Source organism: Pseudomonas cichorii (genome assembly GCF_003700275.1).
GTDB lineage: Bacteria > Pseudomonadota > Gammaproteobacteria > Pseudomonadales > Pseudomonadaceae > Aquipseudomonas > Aquipseudomonas cichorii_B.
This window is the reverse complement of the sequence record NZ_RBRE01000042.1, coordinates 98,651-122,681: the sequence shown is the minus strand read 5'-3', so window position 1 is coordinate 122,681 and position 24,031 is coordinate 98,651. Positions and strand designations below refer to the sequence as shown.

Here is a 24,031-nt window from a genome sequence, read left to right as displayed (position 1 = left end):
CAAGTTTGCGTGAATGAGGACAAGTGTTATGGGTAAGAATGTCGTAGTCCTGGGCACCCAATGGGGTGATGAGGGCAAAGGCAAGATCGTTGATCTGCTGACCGAACATGCTACCGCCGTAGTTCGCTATCAAGGTGGCCACAACGCAGGTCACACTCTGGTGATCGATGGCGAGAAGACCGTATTGCACCTGATTCCGTCCGGTGTACTGCGCGAAGGCGTGCAGTGCCTGATCGGTAACGGTGTGGTGGTTGCACCCGATGCGCTCATGCGCGAAATCATCAAGCTTGAAGAGAAAGGCATTCCGGTGCGCGAGCGTCTGCGCATCAGCCCTTCCTGCCCGCTGATCCTGTCGTACCACGTTGCGCTGGACCAGGCGCGTGAAAAGGCTCGTGGCGAACTGAAGATCGGCACCACCGGTCGCGGTATCGGCCCGGCCTACGAAGACAAGGTTGCCCGTCGCGGCCTGCGCATCGGTGACCTGTTCCACCGTGAGCGTTTCGCGGCCAAGCTGGGCGAGCTGCTCGACTACCACAACTTCGTGCTGGTCAATTACTACAAAGAGCCGGCCATCGACTTCCAGAAGACTCTCGACGAGTGCATGGAGTACGCCGAACTGCTCAAGCCGCTGATGCTCGACGTCACCGCTGCGCTGCATGACATGCGTCGCGACGGCAAGGACATCATGTTCGAGGGCGCCCAGGGTTCGCTGCTGGATATCGACCACGGGACCTACCCGTACGTCACCAGCTCCAACACCACGGCTGGCGGTATCGCTACCGGTTCGGGTTTCGGTCCGATGTACCTGGATTACATCCTGGGCATCACCAAGGCCTACACCACTCGCGTCGGTTCGGGTCCTTTCCCTACCGAGCTGTTCGACGATGTCGGTGCTTTCCTGGCCAAGCGTGGCCACGAGTTCGGCGCTACCACTGGTCGTGCCCGTCGTTGTGGCTGGTTCGATGCCGTCATCCTGCGTCGCGCTATCGAAATCAACAGCATCTCGGGTCTGTGCCTGACCAAGCTGGACGTTCTCGATGGCCTGGAAACCATCAATATCTGCATCGGCTACGAAAATGAAGACGGTGCCGTGATCGAAGCGCCTACCGATGCCGACAGCTACAACGGTCTGCGTCCGGTCTACGAGCAGATGCCAGGCTGGAGCGAATCCACTCTGGGTGCCAAGACCCTGGAAGAGCTGCCTGAGAATGCGCGTGCCTACATCAAGCGTGTGGAAGAGTTGGTAGGCGCGCCTATCGATATCATCTCCACCGGTCCTGACCGCAACGAAACCATCGTTCTGCGTCATCCGTTTGCCTGATCGAGCTCGATGAGCTACTAAAGAAGGGCCGCATATTGCGGCCCTTCTTCGTTTCCGGCTGTTGGTCATTCGGGGCACGGGATTGTGCTTGCCGAACGGCACGCCGCTTGCTACATAGAAGCGTCAGAAAGGTGCCATTATTTTAATGTCACCCATGGTGGAGGGATTCTCCTGTGTCAGCTGTGCTCTCTCTTTTACGCAGCCGCTTGCTGCGTCCGGTTTTCATTGCGCTTGGCATTGCTCTTTTGGTGCAGGTGCTGGTTGCGGTTGCTCTTACCCGGAGCACCGTCAAGGCGCTCGAGGCGGATCTTGCCAGTCGCCTGGGGGTAGATTCGCAACATCTGTCCTCTGAGCTGGAGCGAGCGAGTAGCGAGGTGACATCCAGTCTCGATGCGCTGTCGGCCAGTACGCGCCAGCGCTTGAGCGCGGGGTTGTCCACGCGCCTGAAGGATGAACAGGGGCATTTGCGCGCCACCCTGGAAAAGAGTCTCAAGGACTCGGCCACCGATATGGCCGAACTGCTGGCAGCGGTAGCGCCGCGGGCCATGTGGGATAACGATACGCCGACATTGTCCGAGTTCGCCCGGCGTGCCCAGCGCAATCCCAATGTGCTGTTCGTCGTCTACGACGACGCCGCCGGAGAGCACCTGACCCGCTATCTGAATCGTGACAATGCCCTGATCAAGGCGCTGCTTGCCAAAGGTGAAGGCGAGCGGGCCATGGACAAGGTTCTGAATGCCGCGAAAAACGATCCTTCGGTCTACTACATCGAGGCGCCTATCAGCCCTAATGGCGTAGAAATCGGCAAGGTGCGCATGGGGGTTTCCACGGCGACGGTCGAGGAGAATCTGGTGGCGCTGGACAAGCGCTTCTCGTCCCTGATCACCAATGGCGAGCAATTGGTTTCCGAGAGCCTGGCCAGTGCCTCGAAAGACAGCTCGGCGGCGCTGCGTACCCGTTTGCAATCTGCTCAGTCAGCGGCGACGGCGATGACCAGCAATACCAGCCTTGCGGTACAGGGCGCGGCCGAGGACTTGCGCTGGAGGATCGGCCTGGGTCTGGCGTTGGTCGGCCTGGGTGTCTTGCTGTTGCTGGCGGTCGTGCTTGGCCGTCGCGTGGTCAGCAAGCTGCATCTGTTGATTGCTGCCCTGAATGATCTGGCGGCGGGTGAGGGCGACCTGACCAAGCGTGTCAAACTCGACAGCAATGACGAGATTGGCGACATGTCGGCGGCGGTCAACCGTTTCATCGACAAGTTGCAGCCTATCGTCCGCGAGGCGGGTGAAGTGGCCCAGCGCACTGGTGTTGAAATCAGTGTGATGAGTGAGCGTAACGCTGGTGCGGATGCTGCGGCCGAACGGCAGCGTGACGAAGTGGCTGCCAGTCTCAAGGCGCTGGAGCAGATGGCCGAAGAGGCGCAGTCGGAAAGTCATGTCATGCAGGCGGCCTTGCGGCAGGTGGTCGATATCAAGCAGGCGACCGACGAAAATACGCGCACCTCGAATCAGGTAGGCGGTTTGATCGAAGCGCTGGCCGGTCAGGTGGAGAACGGTGCGCAGGTGATCGAGCGTCTGGCCCAGCAAAGCGAGCAGATCGAAGTCGTGCTTGAGGTTATCCATGGGATTGCCGAGCAAACCAACCTGTTGGCCTTGAACGCGGCAATCGAGGCGGCGCGGGCCGGGGAAACCGGGCGTGGCTTTGCGGTGGTGGCCGATGAGGTGCGGGCGCTGGCCAGCAAGACGCAAAGCTCTACCGGAGATATCCAGGAGCATATTGGTGCATTGCAGCGTGGTGCCAAGGAAGCAGTGGCTGCCATCGGCGTTGCCGGGCGTCAGGCCAAGGAAGGTTTGGCGGTCCTGCGTAGCAGCGCGAAGCTGCAGCAGACGGTGCAGGAGTCGGTCGAGCAGGTGCATGCGGCAATCGGTTTGGCAACCAAGGCAGCCGAGCATCAGGCGGAAGGTGCCCAGGCGGTGCGTGGCCGGGTCGAGGTGATTCATGCCCAGGCCGAGCGTGCTGCCAAGGCCGTGGTCGAGACGACAGCCAGCGGCAAGGTGCTCAATGGCCTGGCTGCGCAGTTGAAGGCCAGTCTGGGGCAGTTCCGCGCCTAAGTCGTGTGGGAGCGAATTCATTCGCGAAGACGGTATGAATCAAAACCGCTTCGCGAATGAATTCGCTCCTACAGTTTTCAAACCCCGAAAAGCACAAAACCGAGCACAAGGCTCGGTTTTGTTTGAATTGGTGCCCAGAAGAAGACTCGAACTTCCACGACCTTGCGGTCACCAGCACCTGAAGCTGGCGTGTCTACCAATTTCACCATCTGGGCAGCATCTTCAGCGTTGTACGCCGTTGATGGGGCGCACTATACGGAGAGCGTTTCGATCTGTAAACCCCTGTTTTGGTTTTAATAATCAAAACCCGAAAATGCAAAAACCCGCTTTCGCGGGTTTTTGTGGGAGTCTGAAGATTAAGGTAATCTACAGCTCTGAATTGGTGCCCAGAAGAAGACTCGAACTTCCACGACCTTGCGGTCACCAGCACCTGAAGCTGGCGTGTCTACCAATTTCACCATCTGGGCAGTATCTAGGGGCGTTTGCCTGTCGATGGCGCGCACTATACGGAGCGTCTTTTGAGCTGTAAACCCCTGATGCCAAAAATAATTGGAAAATTTCGCAAGTGGCGTCCAGCGCGGTTTTTCGCGCCTTGCGGAAGGTTTTTTAACGGGTGTATGAGTCTGAAATTTCCCGTTTCAATGGGTGTATGCCAAACTAACCCGCATATAGACAAGGTGAAAACTCTCTAATGGCCGATTGGCAGTCCCTCGATCCCGAGGCCGCTCGTGAAGCGGAAAAATACGAAAACCCTATTCCCAGCCGTGAGCTGATTCTGCAGCACCTTGCCGAGCGCGGTTCGCCGGCAAGTCGCGAGCAACTGGTCGAAGAGTTCGGCCTGTCCACCGAAGACCAGTTCGAGGCCTTGCGCCGTCGTCTGCGGGCGATGGAGCGTGATGCTCAATTGATCTACACCCGTCGCGGCACCTACGCGCCGGTGGACAAGCTGGACCTGATCCTCGGCCGCATCAGCGGGCACCGTGACGGTTTCGGCTTCCTGATTCCTGACGACGGCTCTGATGACCTGTTCATGAGCCCGGCACAAATGCGTCTGGTGTTCGATGGCGACCGTGCCCTGGCGCGTGTTTCGGGGCTTGATCGTCGTGGTCGCCGCGAAGGCGTCATCGTCGAAGTCATCTCCCGTGCTCACGAAACCATCGTGGGTCGCTACTTTGAAGAGAGCGGCATCGGTTTCGTCATTCCGGACAACCCGAAGATCCAGCAGGAAGTGCTGGTCACGCCGGGTCGTAACAACAACGCGAAGATCGGTCAGTTCGTCGAGGTGAAAATCACCCACTGGCCTACGCCGCGCTTCCAGCCGCAAGGTGATGTGGTCGAAGTGGTGGGCAATTACATGGCGCCCGGCATGGAAATCGATGTCGCGTTGCGCACCTACGACATTCCTCACGTCTGGCCCGAAGCGGTGCTCAAGGAAGCTGCCAAGCTCAAGCCGGAAGTCGAAGAGAAGGACAAGGAAAACCGCGTCGACCTGCGGCACTTGCCGTTCGTGACCATCGACGGCGAAGACGCTCGCGACTTCGACGATGCTGTTTACTGCGAAGCCAGGCCCGGCAAGCTGCGCCTGTTCTCCGGTGGCTGGAAGCTATACGTGGCAATTGCCGACGTATCGAGCTACGTGAAGATCGGCTCGGCGCTGGATGCCGAATCCCAGGTGCGCGGCAACTCGGTGTACTTCCCCGAGCGCGTGGTGCCGATGCTGCCGGAGCAGCTTTCCAACGGTTTGTGCTCGCTGAATCCGCTGGTTGATCGTCTGGCCATGGTTTGCGAGATGACCATCTCCAAGACCGGCGAAATGACCGACTACGTATTCTACGAAGCGGTGATTCACTCCCATGCCCGTCTGACCTACAACAAGGTCAGCACGATCCTGGAGCAGCCGAAGACTGCCGATGCTAAGGCGCTGCGCGGCGAATACGCCGAAGTGGTTCCGCATCTCAAGCAGCTTTACGCGATGTACAAGGTGCTGCTGGGTGCGCGCCACGTGCGCGGTGCGATCGATTTCGAGACTCAGGAAACCCGGATCATTTTCGGTTCCGAGCGCAAGATTGCCGAAATCCGTCCGACCACTCGCAACGATGCGCATAAACTGATCGAAGAGTGCATGCTGGCGGCGAACGTGGCGACGGCCGAGTTCCTGAAAAAACACGAAATCCCTGCGCTTTACCGTGTCCACGATGGTCCGCCGCCGGAGCGTCTGGAAAAGCTGCGTGCTTTCCTGGGTGAGCTGGGTCTGTCGCTGCACAAGGGCAAGGAAGGGCCGACGCCGAAGGATTATCAGGCGCTGCTCGAAACCGTGCGTGATCGCCCGGATTACCACCTGATCCAGACCGTTATGCTGCGTTCGTTGAGCCAGGCTGTGTACAGCTCGGACAATAACGGTCACTTCGGCCTGAATTACGAAGCGTACACGCACTTCACCTCGCCGATTCGTCGTTATCCCGACCTGCTCACGCACCGCGCTATCCGCAGCGTGATCCGCTCGAAGCAGGATACGCCGCATGTCCGCCGTGCCGGTGCTGCGACGATTCCCAAGGCGCGTATCTATCCTTACGACGAAGCGATACTGGAGCAGTTGGGCGAACAGTGCTCGATGAGCGAGCGCCGTGCCGACGAAGCTACACGCGACGTGGTCAACTGGCTCAAGTGCGAGTTCATGAAGGACCGCGTGGGCGAGTCGTTCCCGGGCGTGATCACTGCCGTGACCGGCTTTGGTCTGTTCGTCGAGCTGACCGATATCTACGTCGAGGGTCTGGTCCACGTGACCGCCTTGCCGGACGATTACTACCACTTCGATCCAGTGCATCACCGCCTTGCGGGTGAGCGCAGTGGTCGCAGTTTCCGTCTGGGCGACACCGTTGAAGTGCGGGTCATGCGCGTCGATCTGGATGAGCGCAAGATCGACTTCGAGATGTCCGACAAGACAGCCACCGCACCCGTCGGTCGCAAGCGTCGTACTCAGGAAACGGCACCGGCACCTGCTGCCGACAAGGGCAAGCCTGCTGCCAAGCCGGCCGGACGTCGCGGTTCTTCTGCCAAGGATGCTTCCGTCGAGGCCTATCGCCCTGGCGACGCCGCTGCGAAAAACGCCGAAGTGCGCAAAAGCCGGGAAATGAAGAAGGCTTTGCTGGAACAGGCAAAGACCGGTGGCAAGGCGTCTTCGGGCAAGTCCGACGCTGTTGCATCGAAACCCGGTAAACATCGTAAGGGCCCGTCCAAGTCGGGCTCTGCTCCAGCCGCGAAAAGTGGTGGGGCGCGTAAACCCAAGGCCAAGTCATGAGTCAGTTGGAAAAAATCTACGGCGTACATGCCGTGGAAGCGTTGCTGCGTCACCACCCCAAGCGGGTCAAGCATATCTGGCTGGCTGAGGGCCGGAATGATCCGCGAGTGCAGGTCCTGGTCGAACTGGCTGGCCAGAATCGCGTCACCATCGGCCAGGCCGAGCGTCGCGAAATGGATGCCTGGGTCGAAGGCGTCCACCAGGGCGTGGTTGCCGACGTCAGCCCCAGCCAGGTCTGGGGCGAAGCAATGCTCGACGAGTTGCTGGATCGTACCGAAGGTGCGCCGCTGATTCTGGTGCTCGATGGTGTGACCGATCCGCATAACCTCGGCGCCTGCCTGCGTACCGCCGATGCGGCCGGTGCGCTGGCGGTGATCGTGCCCAAGGACAAGTCGGCGACCCTGACGCCAGCAGTGCGTAAAGTGGCGTGCGGCGCGGCGGAGGTGATTCCGCTGGTTGCCGTGACCAACCTGGCGCGCAGCCTGGAAAAACTCCAGCAGCGCGGCCTGTGGGTCGTGGGCACTGCCGGCGAAGCCGAGCAGGAACTGTATCAGCAGGACCTGACCGGGCCGACCATCCTGATCATGGGTGCCGAAGGCAAGGGCATGCGCCGCCTGACCCGCGAGCACTGCGACTATCTGGTACGCCTGCCGATGGCCGGTAGCGTCAGCAGCCTCAACGTCTCGGTCGCGACCGGCGTCTGCCTGTTCGAGGCGATGCGTCAGCGTAGTGTGAAGGCTGCCGCTGGCAAATCTGGCAAATAAAGTCGGTACAGGCCGCGTAGGGGCGAATTCATCCGCAAAGGCTTTCGCGAATGAATTCGCTTCCACGCGGGTTGCTCAAATATTCACCAATATCCTTGCACCTCGCCCGGCCCTTCTCTACAATTGCGCCCCTTGCTGTCACGGCAGGCGCTTTCGTGTCTGTCCCTGAGCAAGACTAACAGTGTCATTCACTCCTTGTCTGACCGCTTTTGGCGGCAGGCTACAACCCGTAAGGAGCATTCATGCGTCATTACGAAATTATCTTTTTGGTCCACCCGGATCAAAGCGAGCAAGTCGGCGGCATGGTTGAGCGTTACACCAAGCTGATCGAAGAAGACGGCGGCAAAATCCACCGTCTGGAAGATTGGGGTCGTCGTCAACTGGCCTACGCAATCAACAATGTTCACAAGGCTCACTACGTGATGCTGAACGTTGAGTGCACTGGCAAGGCCCTGGCCGAGCTGGAAGACAACTTCCGTTACAACGATGCTGTGATCCGTAACCTGGTCATCCGTCGCGACGAAGCCGTAACTGGCCAGTCCGAGATGCTCAAGGCTGAAGAGAACCGCAGTGAGCGCCGTGAGCGTCGTGACCGTCCTGAGCACTCCGACAGCGCCGATGGCGATGACGGTGACAACAGCGACGTTAGCGATAACGCTGACGAGTAATCCACGGACCTTTTGAGGAGCCAATTACATGGCACGTTTCTTCCGTCGTCGTAAATTCTGCCGCTTCACCGCTGAAGACGTGAAAGAGATCGATTACAAAGATCTCAACACTCTGAAAGCTTACGTATCCGAAACCGGCAAAATCGTTCCAAGCCGTATCACCGGTACCAAAGCACGTTATCAGCGTCAGCTGGCCACCGCTATCAAGCGCGCCCGCTTCCTGGCCTTGCTGGCCTACACCGACAGCCACGGCCGCTGAGACCAGGTAGTCGACAAAACGTAACAAGGGATAGAACGCATGCGCGCCCTGGCTGAATTCATCATGCGCGGCCGTATGCAGGCCACTCTGTTAGTGGCCGGATGCGCGGCATTGCCGCTGCTGTTCTGGTTAAGTGCTGCCGCAGGTTGCCTTGTGCTCCTGCGACGCGGGTTCAGTGATGCCGTTGGCGTCCTGGCCTGGGCTCTGCTGCCGGCTTTGGCCTGGTGGTATTTCGGTGAACCGCGTACAGCCATGGTGCTGTTCGGGGCGCTGAGTTTGGCAATGGTTTTGCGTGCCAGCGAGTCCTGGGTCCGCGTGCTGCTCGTCAGCGTGGCGTTGGGTATGTTGTATGCAGTGATTCTGGGCACGGTTTTCCGCGAACCCATTGAAGCGATGTCGCAGGAGTTGCAGAAACACCTGCCGGCAATGCTCACGGGGCTCTACGAGCAAATGAACGTAGAGGAGCGAGCGCGTCTGGGAGCACTGATTACACCGGTTCTCAATGGCCTGATAGCGTCGTTGCTGCAAGTCCTTACAGTGCTGACCCTGATCCTGGGGCGCTACTGGCAAGCGTTGTTGTACAACCCGGGTGGTTTCGGGCGCGAGTTTCGTGCCCTGCGACTCCCGCTGATACCGACGTCGGTGCTGTTGGTGTGCATGCTGCTGGGGCCGAACTTCGGTCCACAGATGGCGATGCTGACACCGCTGTGCAGCGTACCGCTGGTATTCGCCGGGCTGGCCTTGATGCATGGTCTGGTGGCTGAAAAGCAACTGGCCAAGTTCTGGCTGGTAGGGATGTACATAACGCTGCTGGTATTCATGCAGCTGATCTATCCGTTGCTCGTGGTGTTAGCCATTGTCGACAGCCTGATTGATTTTCGCGGTCGCCGGAAGCCGAAAGACTCCGGAAAAGGCCCTGCGAACGGTGAAGGTTAAAAGTTAAGAGGATTTTCACATGCAACTGATCCTTCTGGAAAAAGTCGCGAACCTGGGCAACCTGGGCGACAAAGTAAATGTTAAGGCCGGCTACGGTCGTAACTACCTGCTGCCATACGGCAAAGCAACCGCTGCAACCGCTGCCAACCTGGCTGCGTTTGAAGAGCGTCGTGCAGAGCTGGAAAAACTGGCTGCAGAGAAAAAGGCTTCTGCCGAAACTCGCGCTGCTCAACTGGCTGAGCTGGAAGTGACTATCACTGCCACCGCTGGTGACGAAGGCAAGCTGTTCGGTTCGATCGGTACTCACGACATCGCTGATGCACTGACCGCCTCTGGCGTTGAAGTTGCAAAAAGCGAAGTTCGTCTGCCGAACGGCACTATCCGTAACGTCGGCGAATACGACGTTGCCGTGCACCTGCACAGCGACGTTGAAGCAACCGTTCGCGTTGTCGTGGTAGCTGCTTAAGCAGTCCAATCGTCTGGCGGCTTGTCCGCTAGAGGATTAACATCGGGCACGATCCTGTTTTGCAGGTCGTGCCTTTTGTTTTTCTGTCAGCCCTATTCTGTAACCCTCGAATTCAAGTGGCCATGAACGATATTTCCGCCCCCGAGCAATACGATCTGCAAACCGCTGCCCTCAAGGTGCCTCCACACTCCATCGAGGCCGAACAGGCCGTGCTCGGTGGTCTGATGCTGGACAACAACGCCTGGGAGCGTGTGCTCGATCAAGTGTCCGATGGCGATTTCTATCGGCATGACCACCGCCTGATCTTCCGCGCAATTACCCGACTGGCTGACCAGAACAGCCCGATTGACGTGGTGACCCTGTCCGAGCAACTGGACAAGGAAGGTCAGACTTCCCAGGTCGGTGGCCTGGCGTATCTCAGCGAACTGGCGAAAAACACGCCCTCGGTCGCCAACATCAAGGCTTATGCCCAGATCGTTCGCCAAAGGGCCACCCTGCGGCAGTTGATTGGCATCAGTAACGAAATTGCCGACAGTGCCTTCAATCCGGAAGGCCGCACCGCCGAGGAGATTCTCGACGAGGCCGAGCGGCAGATCTTCCAGATTGCCGAAGCACGGCCAAAGACCGGCGGTCCAGTGGGCGTCAATGACCTGCTGACCAAGGCCATCGACCGTATCGACACGCTGTTCAACAGTGATAACGCGATTACCGGCCTGTCCACCGGCTATACCGATCTGGACGACAAGACCAGCGGCCTGCAACCGGCCGACCTGATCATCGTCGCCGGTCGTCCGTCCATGGGTAAGACCACTTTCGCCATGAACCTGGTGGAAAACGCGGTGCTGCGCAGCGACAAGGTCGTACTGGTCTACTCGCTGGAGATGCCAGGTGAATCGCTGATCATGCGTATGCTGTCCTCGCTGGGGCGTATCGACCAGACCAAGGTTCGTGCCGGTCAGCTCGATGACGACGACTGGCCGCGCCTGACCTCGGCGGTCAACCTGCTCAATGACCGCAAGTTGTTCATCGATGATACGGCGGGTATCAGCCCGTCCGAGATGCGTGCCCGTACTCGCCGCGTTGCCCGCGAGCATGGTGATATCGCGATGATCATGATCGACTACCTGCAGTTGATGCAGATCCCGGGTTCCAGCGGTGATAACCGGACCAACGAGATTTCCGAGATTTCCCGCTCCCTGAAAGCCCTGGCCAAGGAATTCAACTGTCCGGTCATCGCTCTCTCGCAGCTCAACCGCTCGCTGGAGCAGCGCCCGAACAAGCGTCCGATCAACTCCGACCTGCGGGAATCCGGAGCGATCGAGCAGGACGCTGACGTCATCATGTTCGTGTATCGCGACGAGGTGTACCACCCGGAAACCGAGCACAAGGGCATTGCCGAGATCATTATCGGCAAGCAGCGTAACGGTCCTATCGGTACCTCGCGGCTGGCCTTTATCGGTAAATACACCCGCTTCGAGAACCTGGCCCCGGGTAGCTATAACTTCGACGACGAGTGATTTCCGGTTTTCAGGTGGGAGCCAATTCATTCGCGAATGAAATTGCCCCAACCTGTACTCAGTAATCCGACCACTATCGTCGGATTTGATCATTTTTTGTGCTATATTCCGCGCCCGCGATTTTTCCAACGTGCAAACGTAGGTCCTGACATGCAAGCAGCCAAGCCGTTATTTGACTATCCCAAGTACTGGGCCGAATGTTTCGGACCAGCACCTTTCCTGCCGATGAGCCGGGAAGAAATGGATCTGCTTGGCTGGGATTCCTGTGATGTGATCATCGTCACGGGCGATGCCTATGTGGATCACCCGTCTTTCGGCATGGCGATCATTGGCCGCCTGCTCGAAGCGCAGGGTTTTCGCGTGGGCATCATCGCGCAGCCTGACTGGCAGTCCAAGGACGACTTCATGAAGCTCGGCGAGCCGAATCTGTTCTTCGGTGTCGCTGCCGGCAACATGGACTCGATGATCAACCGCTACACCGCAGACAAGAAGATCCGCTCCGACGACGCCTACACGCCTGGCGGTATGGCCGGCAAGCGTCCGGATCGCGCCAGTCTGGTCTACAGCCAGCGCTGCAAGGAAGCCTATAAGCATGTGCCGATCGTGCTCGGTGGTATTGAGGCCTCGCTGCGTCGCATCGCGCATTACGATTACTGGCAGGACAAGGTCCGCAACTCGATCCTGATCGATGCCTGCGCCGATATCCTGCTGTACGGCAACGCCGAACGGGCGATTGTCGAAGTTGCCCAGCGCCTGTCCTATGGCCAGAAAGTCGAAGACATCACCGATGTGCGCGGTACAGCGTTCATCCGCCGCGATACGCCGGCCGGCTGGTACGAAGTCGACTCCACGCGCATTGACCGTCCGGGCAAGATCGACAAGATCATCAACCCGTACGTGAATACCCAGGACACCCAGGCCTGCGCCATCGAGCAGGAAAAGGGGCCGGTCGAAGACCCGAACGAAGCCAAGGTCGTGCAGATCCTGGCCAGCCCGCGCATGACCCGCGACAAGACCGTCATTCGCCTGCCTTCGGTAGAGAAAGTCCGTAACGATGCGGTGCTCTATGCCCACGCCAACCGTGTGCTGCACCTGGAAACTAACCCCGGTAACGCCCGGGCTCTGGTGCAGAAGCATGGCGAAGTGGATGTCTGGTTCAATCCGCCGCCCATTCCGATGACCACTGAAGAAATGGACTACGTGTTCGGCATGCCTTACGCGCGTGTTCCGCACCCGGCGTATGGCAAGGAGAAGATCCCGGCCTACGACATGATCCGTTTCTCGGTGAACATCATGCGCGGCTGTTTTGGTGGATGCACCTTCTGCTCGATCACCGAGCACGAAGGACGCATCATCCAGAACCGTTCCGAAGATTCGATCATTCGTGAAATCGAAGAAATTCGTGACAAGGTGCCAGGTTTTACCGGGGTTATTTCCGATCTGGGCGGGCCGACCGCGAACATGTATCGCATCGCCTGCAAGACTCCGGAAATCGAATCCGCATGCCGCAAGCCGTCCTGCGTGTTCCCCGGTATCTGCCCGAACCTGAACACCGACCACTCGGCGCTGATCCAGTTGTATCGCAGCGCACGTGCCTTGCCGGGCGTGAAGAAGATCCTGATCGCCTCCGGCCTGCGCTATGACCTCGCGGTCGAGTCGCCGGAGTACGTCAAGGAGCTGGTGACCCACCACGTTGGTGGTTACCTGAAGATCGCCCCGGAGCATACCGAGGAAGGTCCGCTCAATCAGATGATGAAACCGGGCATCGGCAGCTATGAAAAATTCAAGCGCATGTTCGAGAAGTATTCCAAGGAAGCGGGCAAGGAGCAGTACCTGATTCCTTACTTCATCGCCGCCCACCCGGGCACCACCGATGAAGACATGATGAATCTGGCCTTGTGGCTCAAGGGCAATGGCTTCCGTGCCGACCAGGTGCAGGCGTTCTATCCGTCGCCAATGGCTTCGGCGACCGCCATGTATCACTCGGGCAAGAACCCGCTGCGCAAGGTTACCTACAAGAGCGATGGCGTCACCATCGTCAAGAGCGAGGCGCAGCGTCGTCTGCACAAGGCGTTCCTGCGTTATCACGACCCTAAAGGCTGGCCGATGCTTCGCGAAGCGCTGGAGCGCATGGGCCGTGCCGACCTGATCGGGCCGGGCAAGAACCAGTTGATCCCGTTGCATCAGCCGACGACCGACACCTATCAGAGTGCCCGACGCAAGAACTCGACGCCTGCTGGCAGCCACAAGGTCGGCAAGAACACCAAGACCACGCTGATCCAGACTCAACACACCGGTCTGCCGCCGCGTGGCAGTGATGGCAGCAAGCCTTGGGACAAGCGTGAAGAAGCCAAGGCTGCAGCGCAGGCGCGTAACAAGCAGGCCGCCAAGGAACGCATGGAAGCTGCCAAGGGCGGGAAGGGCAAGAAGCCAGCCCGCAAGCCTGTGGTGCCGCGCTAAAACCGGTTCGCTCCCATGCAGATTGGCTGTAGATTGTGTGGGGGCGAATTTATTCGCGAATTGCAATTTTCGCGACTGAAGTCGCTCCTGTAGGGGCCTTGCGGATAAGTCCTTTCTTGCCTGAAAGGCCAATCTACCCCCCTTGCCTTATTTTCGTGCGTGGTTGGCGCGATCTTGGTGCTGTGCTTAGCTGATCCAGTCACTTCACTATCGCTGGCGCAGGCTTTGCTCCGCATGGCATAAGTCTTGCGCGGTTCAATGACCGTCCAGGCCGCAGGAGGCACGCCGTGTCGATTCATATTGCCTTGCACCATGTTACGCACTACCGCTACGAACGTGCCGTTGAGCTGGGTCCTCAGATTGTTCGCTTGCGCCCGGCCGCCCACAGCCGCACCCGCGTGCTGTCGTACTCCTTGAAAGTCCTGCCTGAAAACCACTTCATCAACTGGCAACAGGACCCCCAGGGCAATTACCTGGCGCGTCTGGTCTTCCCGGAAAAAACCACCGAGTTGCGGGTCGAGGTCGATCTGGTTGCCGAAATGGCAGTGTTCAACCCCTTCGATTTTTTTCTTGAACCCTATGCGGAAAAGATCCCGTTCGCCTACGCCAGCGAAGAACAGCGCGAGCTGGCGCCGTATCTGGAAAAGCTGCCGCTGACGCCGCGCTTTGCAGCGTACCTGGCAAGCATCAGCCGTGAGCCCGTGCCAGCCATCGATTTTCTGGTGGGTCTCAATCAGCGCCTGAGCCAGGACATCGATTACCTGATTCGCATGGAGCCCGGTGTGCAGACCCCGGAGTTCACCCTGGAACAGGCTTCCGGCTCCTGCCGCGATTCGGCCTGGCTGCTGGTGCAACTGCTGCGCCATCTGGGGTTGGCAGCGCGCTTTGTGTCGGGCTACCTGATTCAGCTCAAGGCTGACGTCAAGGCGCTGGACGGGCCGTCCGGTACGGATGTCGACTTCACTGACCTGCATGCCTGGTGCGAGGTCTATCTGCCGGGCGCCGGCTGGATCGGCCTGGATGCGACGTCCGGGCTGTTTGCCGGTGAAGGGCACATTCCTCTGGCCTGTAGCCCTGAGCCTTCTTCGGCCGCGCCGATCAGTGGCCTGGTCGAGCCTTGCGAAACCGAATTCAGCCATGAAATGTCGGTGGAGCGCATCTGGGAAGCGCCGCGTGTCACCCAGCCTTATACCGAGGAGCAGTGGCAGGCGATCCAGGCCCTTGGCCAACAGATCGACGCTGATCTGGCTGCCGATGACGTACGCCTGACCATGGGCGGTGAGCCCACGTTCGTTTCCATTGATGATCGCGATGGCAGTGAATGGAATACCGCCGCACTGGGGCCGAACAAGCGAGCCCTTTCGGCAGAGTTGTTTCAGCGCATGCGCACACATTACGCGCCCAATGGCATCGTGCATTTTGGTCAGGGCAAATGGTATCCGGGCGAGCAATTGCCGCGCTGGTCGCTCAATTGCTTCTGGCGCAAGGATGGCAAGCCGGTCTGGAGCAACAATGCGCTGATCGCCGAGGAAACCCGCGATTACGGCGCAACCGGTGAACTGGCTGGACGTTTTCTGGGCAGCGTTGCCGAGCGTTTGAAACTGCCGACCCGCTTCGTCTTCCCGGCCTACGAAGACAATTTCTATTACCTGTGGCGCGAAGGCGCCTTGCCGGTGAACGTGACTGCCGAGGATTCCCGACTGGGCGATGAGCTTGAGCGGGCGCGCTTGCGCAAGGTGTTCGAGCAGGGGCTGGATAAAGTCATTGGCCAGGTGCTGCCACTGGCGAGAACCGCAGCCGGGGATCGCTGGCAGAGTGGCCGCTGGTACTTGCGTGACAACCACTGTCGTCTGGTGCCGGGCGATTCGGCTCTTGGCTATCGCCTGCCGCTGGCTTCGCAGCCGTGGGTCAAGGCGGCCGAGTATCCGTTCATTCATCCGACCGACCACAATCAGGACTTCCCGGAGCTGCCTGAGCACGATGCGCTGCACTCCGAGTCTTCGGTCGACACCGACCAGCCGCAACCCGCCATCGACCAGTCCGCAGACTGGCTGACTCGCACGGCCTTGTGTGCCGAGGCACGTGACGGGCGCCTGTACCTGTTCATGCCGCCGTTGCAGAAGCTGGAAGAGTATCTGGAGCTGGTTGCGGTGATCGAAGCCACTGCCGAAGAGTTGCAGTGCCCGGTATTGCTGGAGGGTTACGAGCCGCCGAGCGATCCGCGCCTGAGCAACTTTCGCATCACGCCTGATCCGGGTGTGATCGAGGTCAACGTGCAGCCTTCCTCTTCCTGGGATCAACTGGTTGAGCGCACTGAATTCCTTTATGAACAGGCGCGCCTGACGCGCCTGACCACCGAGAAATTCATGATCGACGGGCGCCATACCGGTACGGGCGGTGGTAACCACTTCGTACTGGGCGGTGCCACGCCGGCCAACTCGCCGTTCCTGCGCCGTCCAGACCTGCTGCGCAGCCTGATCAGCTATTGGCACAATCATCCGTCCCTGTCGTATCTGTTCTCCGGCCTGTTCGTTGGCCCGACGTCCCAGGCGCCGCGCATCGATGAGGCACGCAACGATTCGCTGTATGAAATGGAAGTTGCCTTTGCGCAAATGCCTGCACCGGGTGAGGAAGTTGCACCGTGGCTGGTCGACCGTTTGCTGCGCAACCTGTTGATCGATGTTACCGGCAATACCCATCGCGCCGAATTCTGCATCGACAAGCTGTATTCGCCGGACGGCGCGACAGGGCGCCTGGGGCTGCTGGAGTTGCGAGCCTTTGAAATGCCGCCTCATGCGCGCATGAGCCTTGCCCAGCAATTACTGCTGCGGGCGCTGGTTGCCCGGTTCTGGCGTGAGCCCTATGCACCGGCCAGACTGGCGCGCTGGGGAACGGAACTGCATGACCGCTTCATGCTGCCGTATTTCATCGAGCAGGATTTTGCCGACGTCATTGCCGAACTCAATACTGCCGGTTATCCACTGCGCGCCGACTGGTTTGCCGCGCATCTGGAGTTCCGCTTTCCGAAGGTCGGCGATTACGCGGTCAACGGCATCGAGCTGGAACTGCGCCAGGCGCTGGAGCCCTGGCATGTCCTGGGCGAAGAGGGTTCGGGCGGTGGCGCGGTACGTTATGTGGATTCGTCCCTGGAGCGCCTGCAAGTGCGGATCAAGGGATTGCCGCCGCAACGCTACATACTGACCTGCAACGGCATTGCGGTGCCCTTGCAGCCCACCGGGCGGGTCGGCGAGTTCGTTGCGGGGGTGCGCTACCGTGCCTGGCAGCCAGCCAATTGCCTGCAACCGACCATCGGTGTTCATGCGCCGCTGGTCTTCGACCTCGTGGATACCTGGATGCAGCGTTCGCTGGGCGGCTGCGAGTATCATGTCGCCCATCCGGGCGGGCGCAACTATGAAACCTTGCCGGTCAACGCCAACGAAGCGGAAAGCCGACGTCTGGCACGGTTCTTCCGGGTCGGGCATAGCGCAGGCAAGTTGGAGGTTCCAGCGCTCAATATTAACGATGAGTTGCCGATGACGCTGGATATGCGCCTGCATTGATAAAAACGGCTCAGTCAGTTGGATGCACACGGACGTGTCCACATCGGTGTGACATCTGACTGCGCTAATCTGAAGTCCTTACGCTGTTTGCCGAGCCTTCCATGCCCGACCTGCTTGACCGTTACCCGCTTTCCGAGGGGACTTATCACGAGATGCTCGATGCCAGTGGGGCGGTCCGTCCGCACTGGCAACGCCTGTACGAGCACATGCAACGCAGTACTTCTGCGCAGTTGATCCAGCGTCAGGCCCTGTTGACCCGGCAGATCCAGGAAAACGGCGTGACCTATAACGTCTATGCCGATCCCAAGGGCGCCGATCGTCCCTGGGAGCTGGATCTGCTGCCGCATGTCATCGCCGCGGATGAATGGCAGCATGTCTCAGCCGGTATCGCCCAGCGCGCCCGCCTGCTGAATGCGGTGCTTGCGGATCTGTATGGTCCGCAGACCCTGATTGCCAATGGCCTGCTGCCTGCCGAGCTGGTGTTCGGCCATAACAACTTCCTCTGGCCCTGCCAGGGCATCAAGCCCCCGGAAGGCACGTTCCTGCATATGTATGCCGTCGATCTGGCGCGTACCCCGGACGGCCGCTGGTGGGTGACTGCCGATCGGACCCAGGCACCGTCGGGTGCCGGTTATGCTCTGGAAAACCGCCAGATCGTTGCGCGGGCGTTGCCTGAAGCCTATCGCGATCTGCAGGTCCGGCATTTGTCGGGTTTCTTCGGCGCCTTGCAGCAGACCCTTGCGCGTCAGGCCCCGACCAGCAACGAAGCGCCGCTGGTGGTGCTGCTGACACCGGGCCGCTTCAATGAAAGCTATTTCGAGCATCTGTATCTGGCCCGCCAGTTGGGTTATCCACTGGTCGAGGGCAGCGACCTCACGGTGCGGGATGCCACGGTTTATCTGAAGACCCTCAGCGGTCTGCGTCGGGTACACGCAATCATGCGTCGGCTGGACGATGACTTCTGCGACCCGCTTGAGCTGCGTACCGATTCCGCGCTCGGCGTGCCGGGGCTGCTGGAAGCCGTACGGCAAGGCAATGTGCTGGTGGCCAACGCCTTGGGCAGTGGTGTACTGGAGTCGCCGGGTTTGCTGGGCTTCCTGCCGAAAATCAGTCAGTACCTGTTTGGTGAGGACCTGATCCTGCCATCGGTCGCGACCTGGTGGTGCGGCGAGCCGCCGGTGCTGGCCCAGGCGCTGGAAAAACTTCCCGAACTGTTGATCAAGCCCGCGTTTCCTTCGCAGCGCTTCGCGCCGGTGTTCGGCCGTGATCTGGACGAAGAACAACGCAAGGCCCTGGCCGCGCGCATGCAGGCGCGGCCTTACGCTTATGTCGCGCAGGAGCTGGCGCAGTTGTCCCATGCGCCGGTCCTGCAACCTGACGGCCAGGGCCTGCAACCGCGTGCGATTGGCATGAGGCTGTATGCGGTGGCAGGAATGGAAGGTTACCGGGTGCTGCCGGGCGGCCTGACCCGGGTGGCCGCCGAAGCCGATGCCGATGTGATTTCCATGCAGCGCGGTGGTGCGAGCAAGGACACCTGGGTGCTGGGCGAGCATTACTCGCATCTCGGCGAGCCGTGGAAGGGCCAGCGCCCGCTGGGGGTCTACGACCTGATTCGTCGCGATCCTTATCTGCCGTCCCGAGTGGTGGAAAACCTGTACTGGTTCGGACGTTATTGCGAGCGTTGCGATGACAGTGCGCGGTTGTTGCGGATCATGCTGACGCGCTATATCGATGGCGATGATCCATCGGCCCTGCAGGCTTCCGTGGAGCTTGCCGAAAGCCTGAACCTGTTGCCTGAGGCGCAGGAAGACGAAGAGTTGCCTGAGCGCTTGCTTACCGCCTTGCTGGGCGATGACTGGGTCTTCAGTCTGCGCTCCAATCTGCAACGCCTGCAGTGGGCGGCGTCTCAGGTGCGCGGCAAGCTCTCCAGGGAAAACTGGCAGGCGCTGGTCGAGTTGCAGCGCGAAGCCGCGAGCCTGGAAACCGAAGATCCGGACTTCGGCGAATTGCTGGATTTCCTCAACCGGCTGGTGATGTCGCTGGCCGCCTTGTCCGGCTTTGCCCTGGACGACATGACCCGTGACGAAGGCTGGAGCTTTCTGATGATCGGTCGGCGCATCGAGCGCCTGCGGTTCCTCAGTTCGAGCCTGGCGGCCTTCCTGCGTGCTGCAGCGGTTTCCGACCATTCAGGTCTGGACTGGTTGCTGGAACTGGGCAACAGCAGCATTACCTACCGTTCCCGCTACATGGCGGTGCCGCATCTGATCCCGGTGCTGGACCTGTTGCTGCTCGACGAACAGAACCCGCATGCCGTGCTGTTCCAGCTCAAACAGGTAGAGCGCTCGCTGCGACGGCTGAACGACGACTTCGGAGCGCCCTGCGACAGAAGTCTTGCAGTGCTGATCCAGCGCCTGTCCAACTTCGATCTGGGCAGCCTGGAAAATCCATTGTTCGGTGAAAGCAGCCTCAAGGCTGTGCTGGAAGGGCTGGCGGATCTGCTGCAAAACATTGGCGATACCAGCGGTCAGGTTTCCGACCGCCTGGCGTTGCGCCATTTCGCCCATGTCGATGATGTCAGCCAACGTACGGTATCCGTTTGATGAGTGCCCATTACCAGATCCTTCACGACACCCATTACAAGTACGACAGCCCGGTTTCCCTGGCTCAGCAACTGGCGCATCTATGGCCGCGCAGCAGTCCATGGCAGCGCTGCACCGAGCAGCATCTGGAGATTCTGCCGACGCCCACCACGCGCCGCGACGAACTGGATGTGTTCGGCAACCCGCTGACTCGCCTGGCCTTTGAACGCCCCCATGACGAATTGCAGGTCAACGCCCGCTTGCGTGTGGAAGTGCTGGAGCGGCCGGAGCTGGATTTCAATCTCTCGCCTGAATGGGAAGTGACACGTAGCGCCCTGACCTACAGCGCCCAGAAAATGACCAGCGATATTCTCGAAGCCTGCCGCTATCGTTTCGAGTCGCCGTATGTGCACCTCAAGCGTTCGTTCGCCGAGTTCTCCGAGGATTGCTTTGCGCCGGGGCGCCCGTTGTTGCTGTGCGTGCAGGCCCTGATGGAAAAGATCTTCGAGGAATTCACCTTCGACGGTGAAGCCACGCAAGTGGCGACACCGCTGGTGGAGGTGCTGGAGAGGCGGCGTGGAGTGTGCCAGGACTTTGCCCACCTGATGCTGGCTTGCCTGCGCTCCCGTGGGCTGGCGGCGCGTTACGTCAGTGGCTATCTGCTGACCCAGCCGCCACCCGGCCAGCCACGGCTTATCGGTGCCGATGCTTCCCATGCCTGGGTGTCGGTGTTCTGTCCGGCATCGGGCTGGGTCGATTTCGATCCGACCAACAATATCCAGCCGGCGCTGGAGCATATCAGCCTGGCATGGGGCCGGGACTTCTCAGATGTCTCGCCCTTGCGCGGCGTGATTCTGGGCGGTGGCAGTCACGATCCCGAAGTGCGGGTGACGGTCATGCCGCTCGGCGATTAATTCCTCGGGCCTGTGAATCGTTCATTGAATGGCTACGCTCAATTATCGGGCGGCGCGGCGTGCCTGTTCGCAGGCATCGTGTGGGCAACTTGCAGTGGCTCCGCATGCATAAGCGGCAAGCAAACGGCGAAACAGGCTATTGAGCTGCATGATGACTCTCCATGGTGGGCAATGTGCCGATGGTAGAGTGGCGTGCTCGGGCTGGCTGTTTGATTGTTTCGATGATGGCGATAGTCGACATCATGCCGGCGCCATGGATTGAGAAGCCTACCTTGAGAGTCACGTTGACGCAGGTCATTGGAACCCGGCCGCGAATCGGGCAGTCTCTCATCACATTAATGAAGCACCCAGCCTTGGAGATTCATATGATTCGCAAGCTTGTAGCTATTTCTCTGTTGACGTTGGCCAGTGGTCAGTTGTTGGCTGCCGAGTGTTCGACCACCGTCGATTCGACGGATCAGATGTCGTTCAACACCAAAGCCATCGAAATCGACAAGAGCTGCAAGACGTTTACCGTCAACCTCACGCACTCCGGCAAGTTGCCAGCGCAGGTCATGGGCCATAACTGGGTATTGAGCAAGGCGGCCGAAGCTCAGGCTATTGCCACCGACGGCCTGGGCGCCGGAATCGACAAGAGTTACCTGAAGGAAGGCGACACCCGCGTTATCGCCCATACCAAGGTGATTGGCGCTGGCGAAACCGACTCGGTGACCTTCGATGTGGCGAAGCTTGATCCGGCCGAGAAATACCTGTTTTTCTGCACGTTCCCGGGCCACATCAGCATGATGAAAGGCACCGTTACGCTGAAGTAAGTTGCACGAGCCGGTGCAGATGTGTGGGAGCGTCCTTGGTCGCGAAGACAGCATGGAGGACGATGCCTTTCTGCTGACTGTACCGGCCTCTTCGCGAGCAAGCTCGCTCCCACGGGGCCATCATCGGTTGTCGTGCCCGCTACTCACGGTGCGTAAGGCAGCTCGCGCTTGTGCTGGGTCTTGGCGTAGGTGTCGCAAATGATCCTGAACGCCTCTTCGCGTATCGATTCGCCATGCAGAAACGCATCGATTTCCGCATAGGTCACGCCGTGGGAAGCTTCGTCCGGCTTGCCGGGTACCAGGTCTTCCAGGTCCGCCGTCGGTACTTTCTCGACCAGTGATTCCGGGGCGCCGAAATGGCGGGCGATGGCGCGTACCTGATTTTTGACCAGGCCACTCAGTGGCGCCAGGTCGCAGGCGCCGTCACCGAATTTGGTAAAGAAGCCCATTACCGCTTCCGCCGCGTGATCGGTACCGACCACCAGGCCCTGATAAGCCCCGGCGATGGTGTACTGGGCAACCATGCGGATACGCGCCTTGGTATTGCCGAGAACGAAGTCCACGGTACTGGCCGGTTTGCCGTCGAAGGCTTTTACTTCAGCGGCCAGCGCCTTGACGCTGTCGCCGATATTCACGGTGTGGCGCTCGTCCGGCTCGATGAAATCCACCGACGCCTGGGCTTCGTGTTCGTCATGTTGCACCACATACGGCAGGCGTACGGCAACGAAACGATAGCCGTCGTCGCCTGTGCTGCTGCGCAGTTCCTTGACGGCGCGCTGGCACAAGAGCCCGGCGGTCAGTGAGTCGACGCCGCCGCTGATCCCCAGTACCAGCGTCTTGAGCCGCGCATTGAGCAGGCATTCCTTGATGAAGTCGACGCGGCGGGCCACTTCGGCCTGCAGAGCGTTATGGTCGGCGAAAGGCGGCTGGACATTGAGTTGTTCAGCGATCTGCAGTTGTACGGCGTGCATGAGTCACTCCTTGCTAGTGGGGACAAATCAAACGGGTTTTTCAGGGGCAGTCAACGCCGGCACCTTGAACACGTGTCGCAGATACGAGACGAAATTCGGGTCCTTGCATTGCGCCTTGCCTGGCTCATCGGAAATCTTGGCCACCGGTTGTCCGGCGCAGGCGGTCATTTTCAGCACCATGTTCATCGGGGCGATACCCGGAATGTCGGCAGTGAGGTTGGTGCCGATGCCGAAGCTGACATTGATGCGTCCACGCAGGGCGCGGAAGATTCCCAGCGCCTTGGGCAGGCTCAGGCCGTCGGAGAACACCAGGGTCTTGCTGGTCGGATCGATGCCCAGCCTCTGGTAATGGGTAATGCATTTTTCGGCCCATTTCACCGGATCGCCCGAGTCATGGCGCAGGCCGTCGAACAGCTTGGCGAAATACAGATCGAAGTCGCTCAGGAACGCGTCGGTGGTGATGCAGTCGGTCAGGGCAATCCCCAGCAGCCCGCGATATTCGCGGACCCAGCAGTCGAGCGCGGCGATCTGGCTGTCGATCAGGCGCGGGCCGAGTTGCTGGTGGGCCATGATCCATTCATGGGCCATGGTGCCCAAGGGCTTGAGATCCAGTTCCCGCGCCAGATGCACATTGCTGGTGCCGACGAACTGGCCGGGGAAGTCGCGCTTGAGCACTTGCAGGACTGCTTCCTGCACACCGTAGGAGAAGCGACGGCGAGTACCGAAGTCGGCGACTTTCAGCTCGGCCAGTTCGTCAGCGCTGGCGTTGCTGGTCAGCCACTCGAACTTGTCGTAGAGACGTTCCCGAGCCTGGCTGAGCATTATTTCCGGGTAGCGATGACGGTTGCGCACTTCGCTGACGATCGCCAGGAGCGGCACTTCAAACAGGATCACATGCAGCCATGGGCCGTGCAGGCGAATGCACAGTTCATCGTTTTCGATGCTGGTCTTCACGTAGCGGGTATTGAAGCGGAACAGCCCGAGGAACCTGAGGAAGTCCGGTTTCAGAAAGCTGATGCGTTCCAGAAACTTCAGGTGCTCGTCGCTCAGCGACAACTCGCAGAGCAGCTCGATCTGGTGCCTGATTTCGGTCAGATAGGGCCGCAGGTCTTCGCCGTTGCGGCAACGGAACTCCCACTCCACATCGGTATTGGGATAGTTATGCAGTACCGCCTGCATCATGGTGAGCTTGTAGAAGTCGGTATCGAGCAGATTTTGCACGATGCGATTCGAGAAAGCGCTCCCGCTCATTGATTCGAGTCTCCAGGGCAGCCGATAACATTTGGCTCGCGAACCCGGATTGGAGTGCTCGCGGCCAGCAGGGTTCGCATTGTCACCCCTAACTTGCCTGATGATCCAACGGTTCCGCATTTCAATGCAGGAAAACCCCGGCAACAT

16 protein-coding genes, 2 tRNA genes and 1 pseudogene are annotated in these 24,031 nt (G+C 59.7%); 15 read left to right on the top strand and 4 right to left on the bottom strand.

Annotation, left to right across the window (positions count from 1 at the left end; genetic code table 11):
- The first annotated feature begins 28 nt into the window (after positions 1-28).
- From ALQ04_RS12080 to ALQ04_RS27660, 3 genes and pseudogenes are all read left to right on the top strand, one after another.
- The gene (locus ALQ04_RS12080; RefSeq protein WP_122315989.1) at positions 29-1,321 is read left to right on the top strand and encodes an adenylosuccinate synthase; all 1,293 of its coding nucleotides are present in this window, start codon (positions 29-31) and stop codon (positions 1,319-1,321) included.
- Between the two features lie 509 nt (positions 1,322-1,830).
- Positions 1,831-2,523: pseudogene (locus tag ALQ04_RS27665) on the top strand (methyl-accepting chemotaxis protein); the annotation flags it as partial.
- Positions 2,524-2,544: 21 nt separating this feature from the next.
- The gene (locus ALQ04_RS27660) at positions 2,545-3,429 is read left to right on the top strand and encodes a methyl-accepting chemotaxis protein (RefSeq protein WP_409077254.1); all 885 of its coding nucleotides are present in this window, start codon (positions 2,545-2,547) and stop codon (positions 3,427-3,429) included.
- 128 nt (positions 3,430-3,557) lie between these two features.
- Here the strand turns inward: ALQ04_RS27660 and ALQ04_RS12070 are convergent.
- Positions 3,558-3,644: transfer RNA gene (locus ALQ04_RS12070), tRNA-Leu, on the bottom strand.
- Between the two features lie 165 nt (positions 3,645-3,809).
- A tRNA-Leu gene (locus ALQ04_RS12065) sits at positions 3,810-3,896 on the bottom strand.
- Positions 3,897-4,120: 224 nt separating this feature from the next.
- On the opposite strand from ALQ04_RS12065, the gene rnr reads away from it, so the two are divergent.
- The 12 genes from rnr (at position 4,121) to azu (ending at position 21,662) form a co-directional block, all read left to right on the top strand.
- Positions 4,121-6,727 carry a ribonuclease R gene (gene rnr, locus ALQ04_RS12060; RefSeq protein WP_122315987.1) on the top strand — a complete coding sequence of 869 codons (2,607 nt, stop codon included), beginning with the start codon at positions 4,121-4,123 and terminating at the stop codon, positions 6,725-6,727.
- Entirely contained in the window at positions 6,724-7,491 is a 768-nt protein-coding gene (rlmB, locus tag ALQ04_RS12055) for a 23S rRNA (guanosine(2251)-2'-O)-methyltransferase RlmB (protein ID WP_122315986.1), read from the top strand. Before rnr ends, rlmB begins: the two co-directional genes overlap by 4 nt.
- Before the next feature lie 242 nt (positions 7,492-7,733).
- Positions 7,734-8,159 carry a 30S ribosomal protein S6 gene (gene rpsF / locus ALQ04_RS12050; protein ID WP_002551828.1) on the top strand — a complete coding sequence of 142 codons (426 nt, stop codon included), beginning with the start codon at positions 7,734-7,736 and terminating at the stop codon, positions 8,157-8,159.
- Between the two features lie 28 nt (positions 8,160-8,187).
- Positions 8,188-8,418, top strand: coding sequence for a 30S ribosomal protein S18 (gene rpsR / locus ALQ04_RS12045; RefSeq protein WP_002551829.1), 231 nt, complete (start codon positions 8,188-8,190; stop codon positions 8,416-8,418).
- A gap of 39 nt (positions 8,419-8,457) precedes the next feature.
- Complete coding sequence (locus ALQ04_RS12040; protein WP_122315985.1) at positions 8,458-9,354, top strand: hypothetical protein; 897 nt, start codon at positions 8,458-8,460, stop codon at positions 9,352-9,354.
- A gap of 19 nt (positions 9,355-9,373) precedes the next feature.
- Positions 9,374-9,820 (top strand): 50S ribosomal protein L9, encoded by a 447-nt coding sequence (gene rplI / locus ALQ04_RS12035; protein ID WP_025258306.1) that lies wholly within the window; start codon positions 9,374-9,376, stop codon positions 9,818-9,820.
- 122 nt (positions 9,821-9,942) lie between these two features.
- A complete protein-coding gene (gene dnaB / locus ALQ04_RS12030; protein ID WP_122315984.1) occupies positions 9,943-11,337 on the top strand; it encodes a replicative DNA helicase in 1,395 nt (464 codons plus the stop codon).
- 150 nt (positions 11,338-11,487) lie between these two features.
- On the top strand, positions 11,488-13,797 hold the full coding sequence (locus tag ALQ04_RS12025) for a YgiQ family radical SAM protein (protein ID WP_122315983.1): 2,310 nt from the start codon (positions 11,488-11,490) through the stop codon (positions 13,795-13,797).
- A 287-nt stretch (positions 13,798-14,084) separates the two neighbouring features.
- Entirely contained in the window at positions 14,085-17,357 is a 3,273-nt protein-coding gene (locus ALQ04_RS12020; RefSeq protein WP_122315982.1) for a DUF2126 domain-containing protein, read from the top strand.
- Positions 17,358-17,458: 101 nt separating this feature from the next.
- Positions 17,459-19,957 (top strand): circularly permuted type 2 ATP-grasp protein, encoded by a 2,499-nt coding sequence (locus ALQ04_RS12015; RefSeq protein ID WP_122315981.1) that lies wholly within the window; start codon positions 17,459-17,461, stop codon positions 19,955-19,957.
- Complete coding sequence (locus ALQ04_RS12010) at positions 19,957-20,850, top strand: transglutaminase family protein (RefSeq protein WP_122315980.1); 894 nt, start codon at positions 19,957-19,959, stop codon at positions 20,848-20,850. Before ALQ04_RS12015 ends, ALQ04_RS12010 begins: the two co-directional genes overlap by 1 nt.
- A gap of 365 nt (positions 20,851-21,215) precedes the next feature.
- Positions 21,216-21,662: an azurin gene (gene azu, locus ALQ04_RS12005; protein ID WP_122315979.1), complete on the top strand. Its 447-nt coding sequence runs from the start codon at positions 21,216-21,218 to the stop codon at positions 21,660-21,662.
- Positions 21,663-21,805: 143 nt separating this feature from the next.
- On the opposite strand, the gene nadE is transcribed toward azu, so the two are convergent.
- Together nadE and pncB are read right to left on the bottom strand one after the other, a co-directional pair.
- Positions 21,806-22,633, bottom strand: coding sequence for an ammonia-dependent NAD(+) synthetase (gene nadE, locus ALQ04_RS12000; protein WP_122315978.1), 828 nt, complete (start codon positions 22,631-22,633; stop codon positions 21,806-21,808).
- A gap of 27 nt (positions 22,634-22,660) precedes the next feature.
- The gene (pncB, locus tag ALQ04_RS11995; RefSeq protein WP_122315977.1) at positions 22,661-23,884 is read right to left on the bottom strand and encodes a nicotinate phosphoribosyltransferase; all 1,224 of its coding nucleotides are present in this window, start codon (positions 23,882-23,884) and stop codon (positions 22,661-22,663) included.
- Positions 23,885-24,031: the final 147 nt, after the last annotated feature.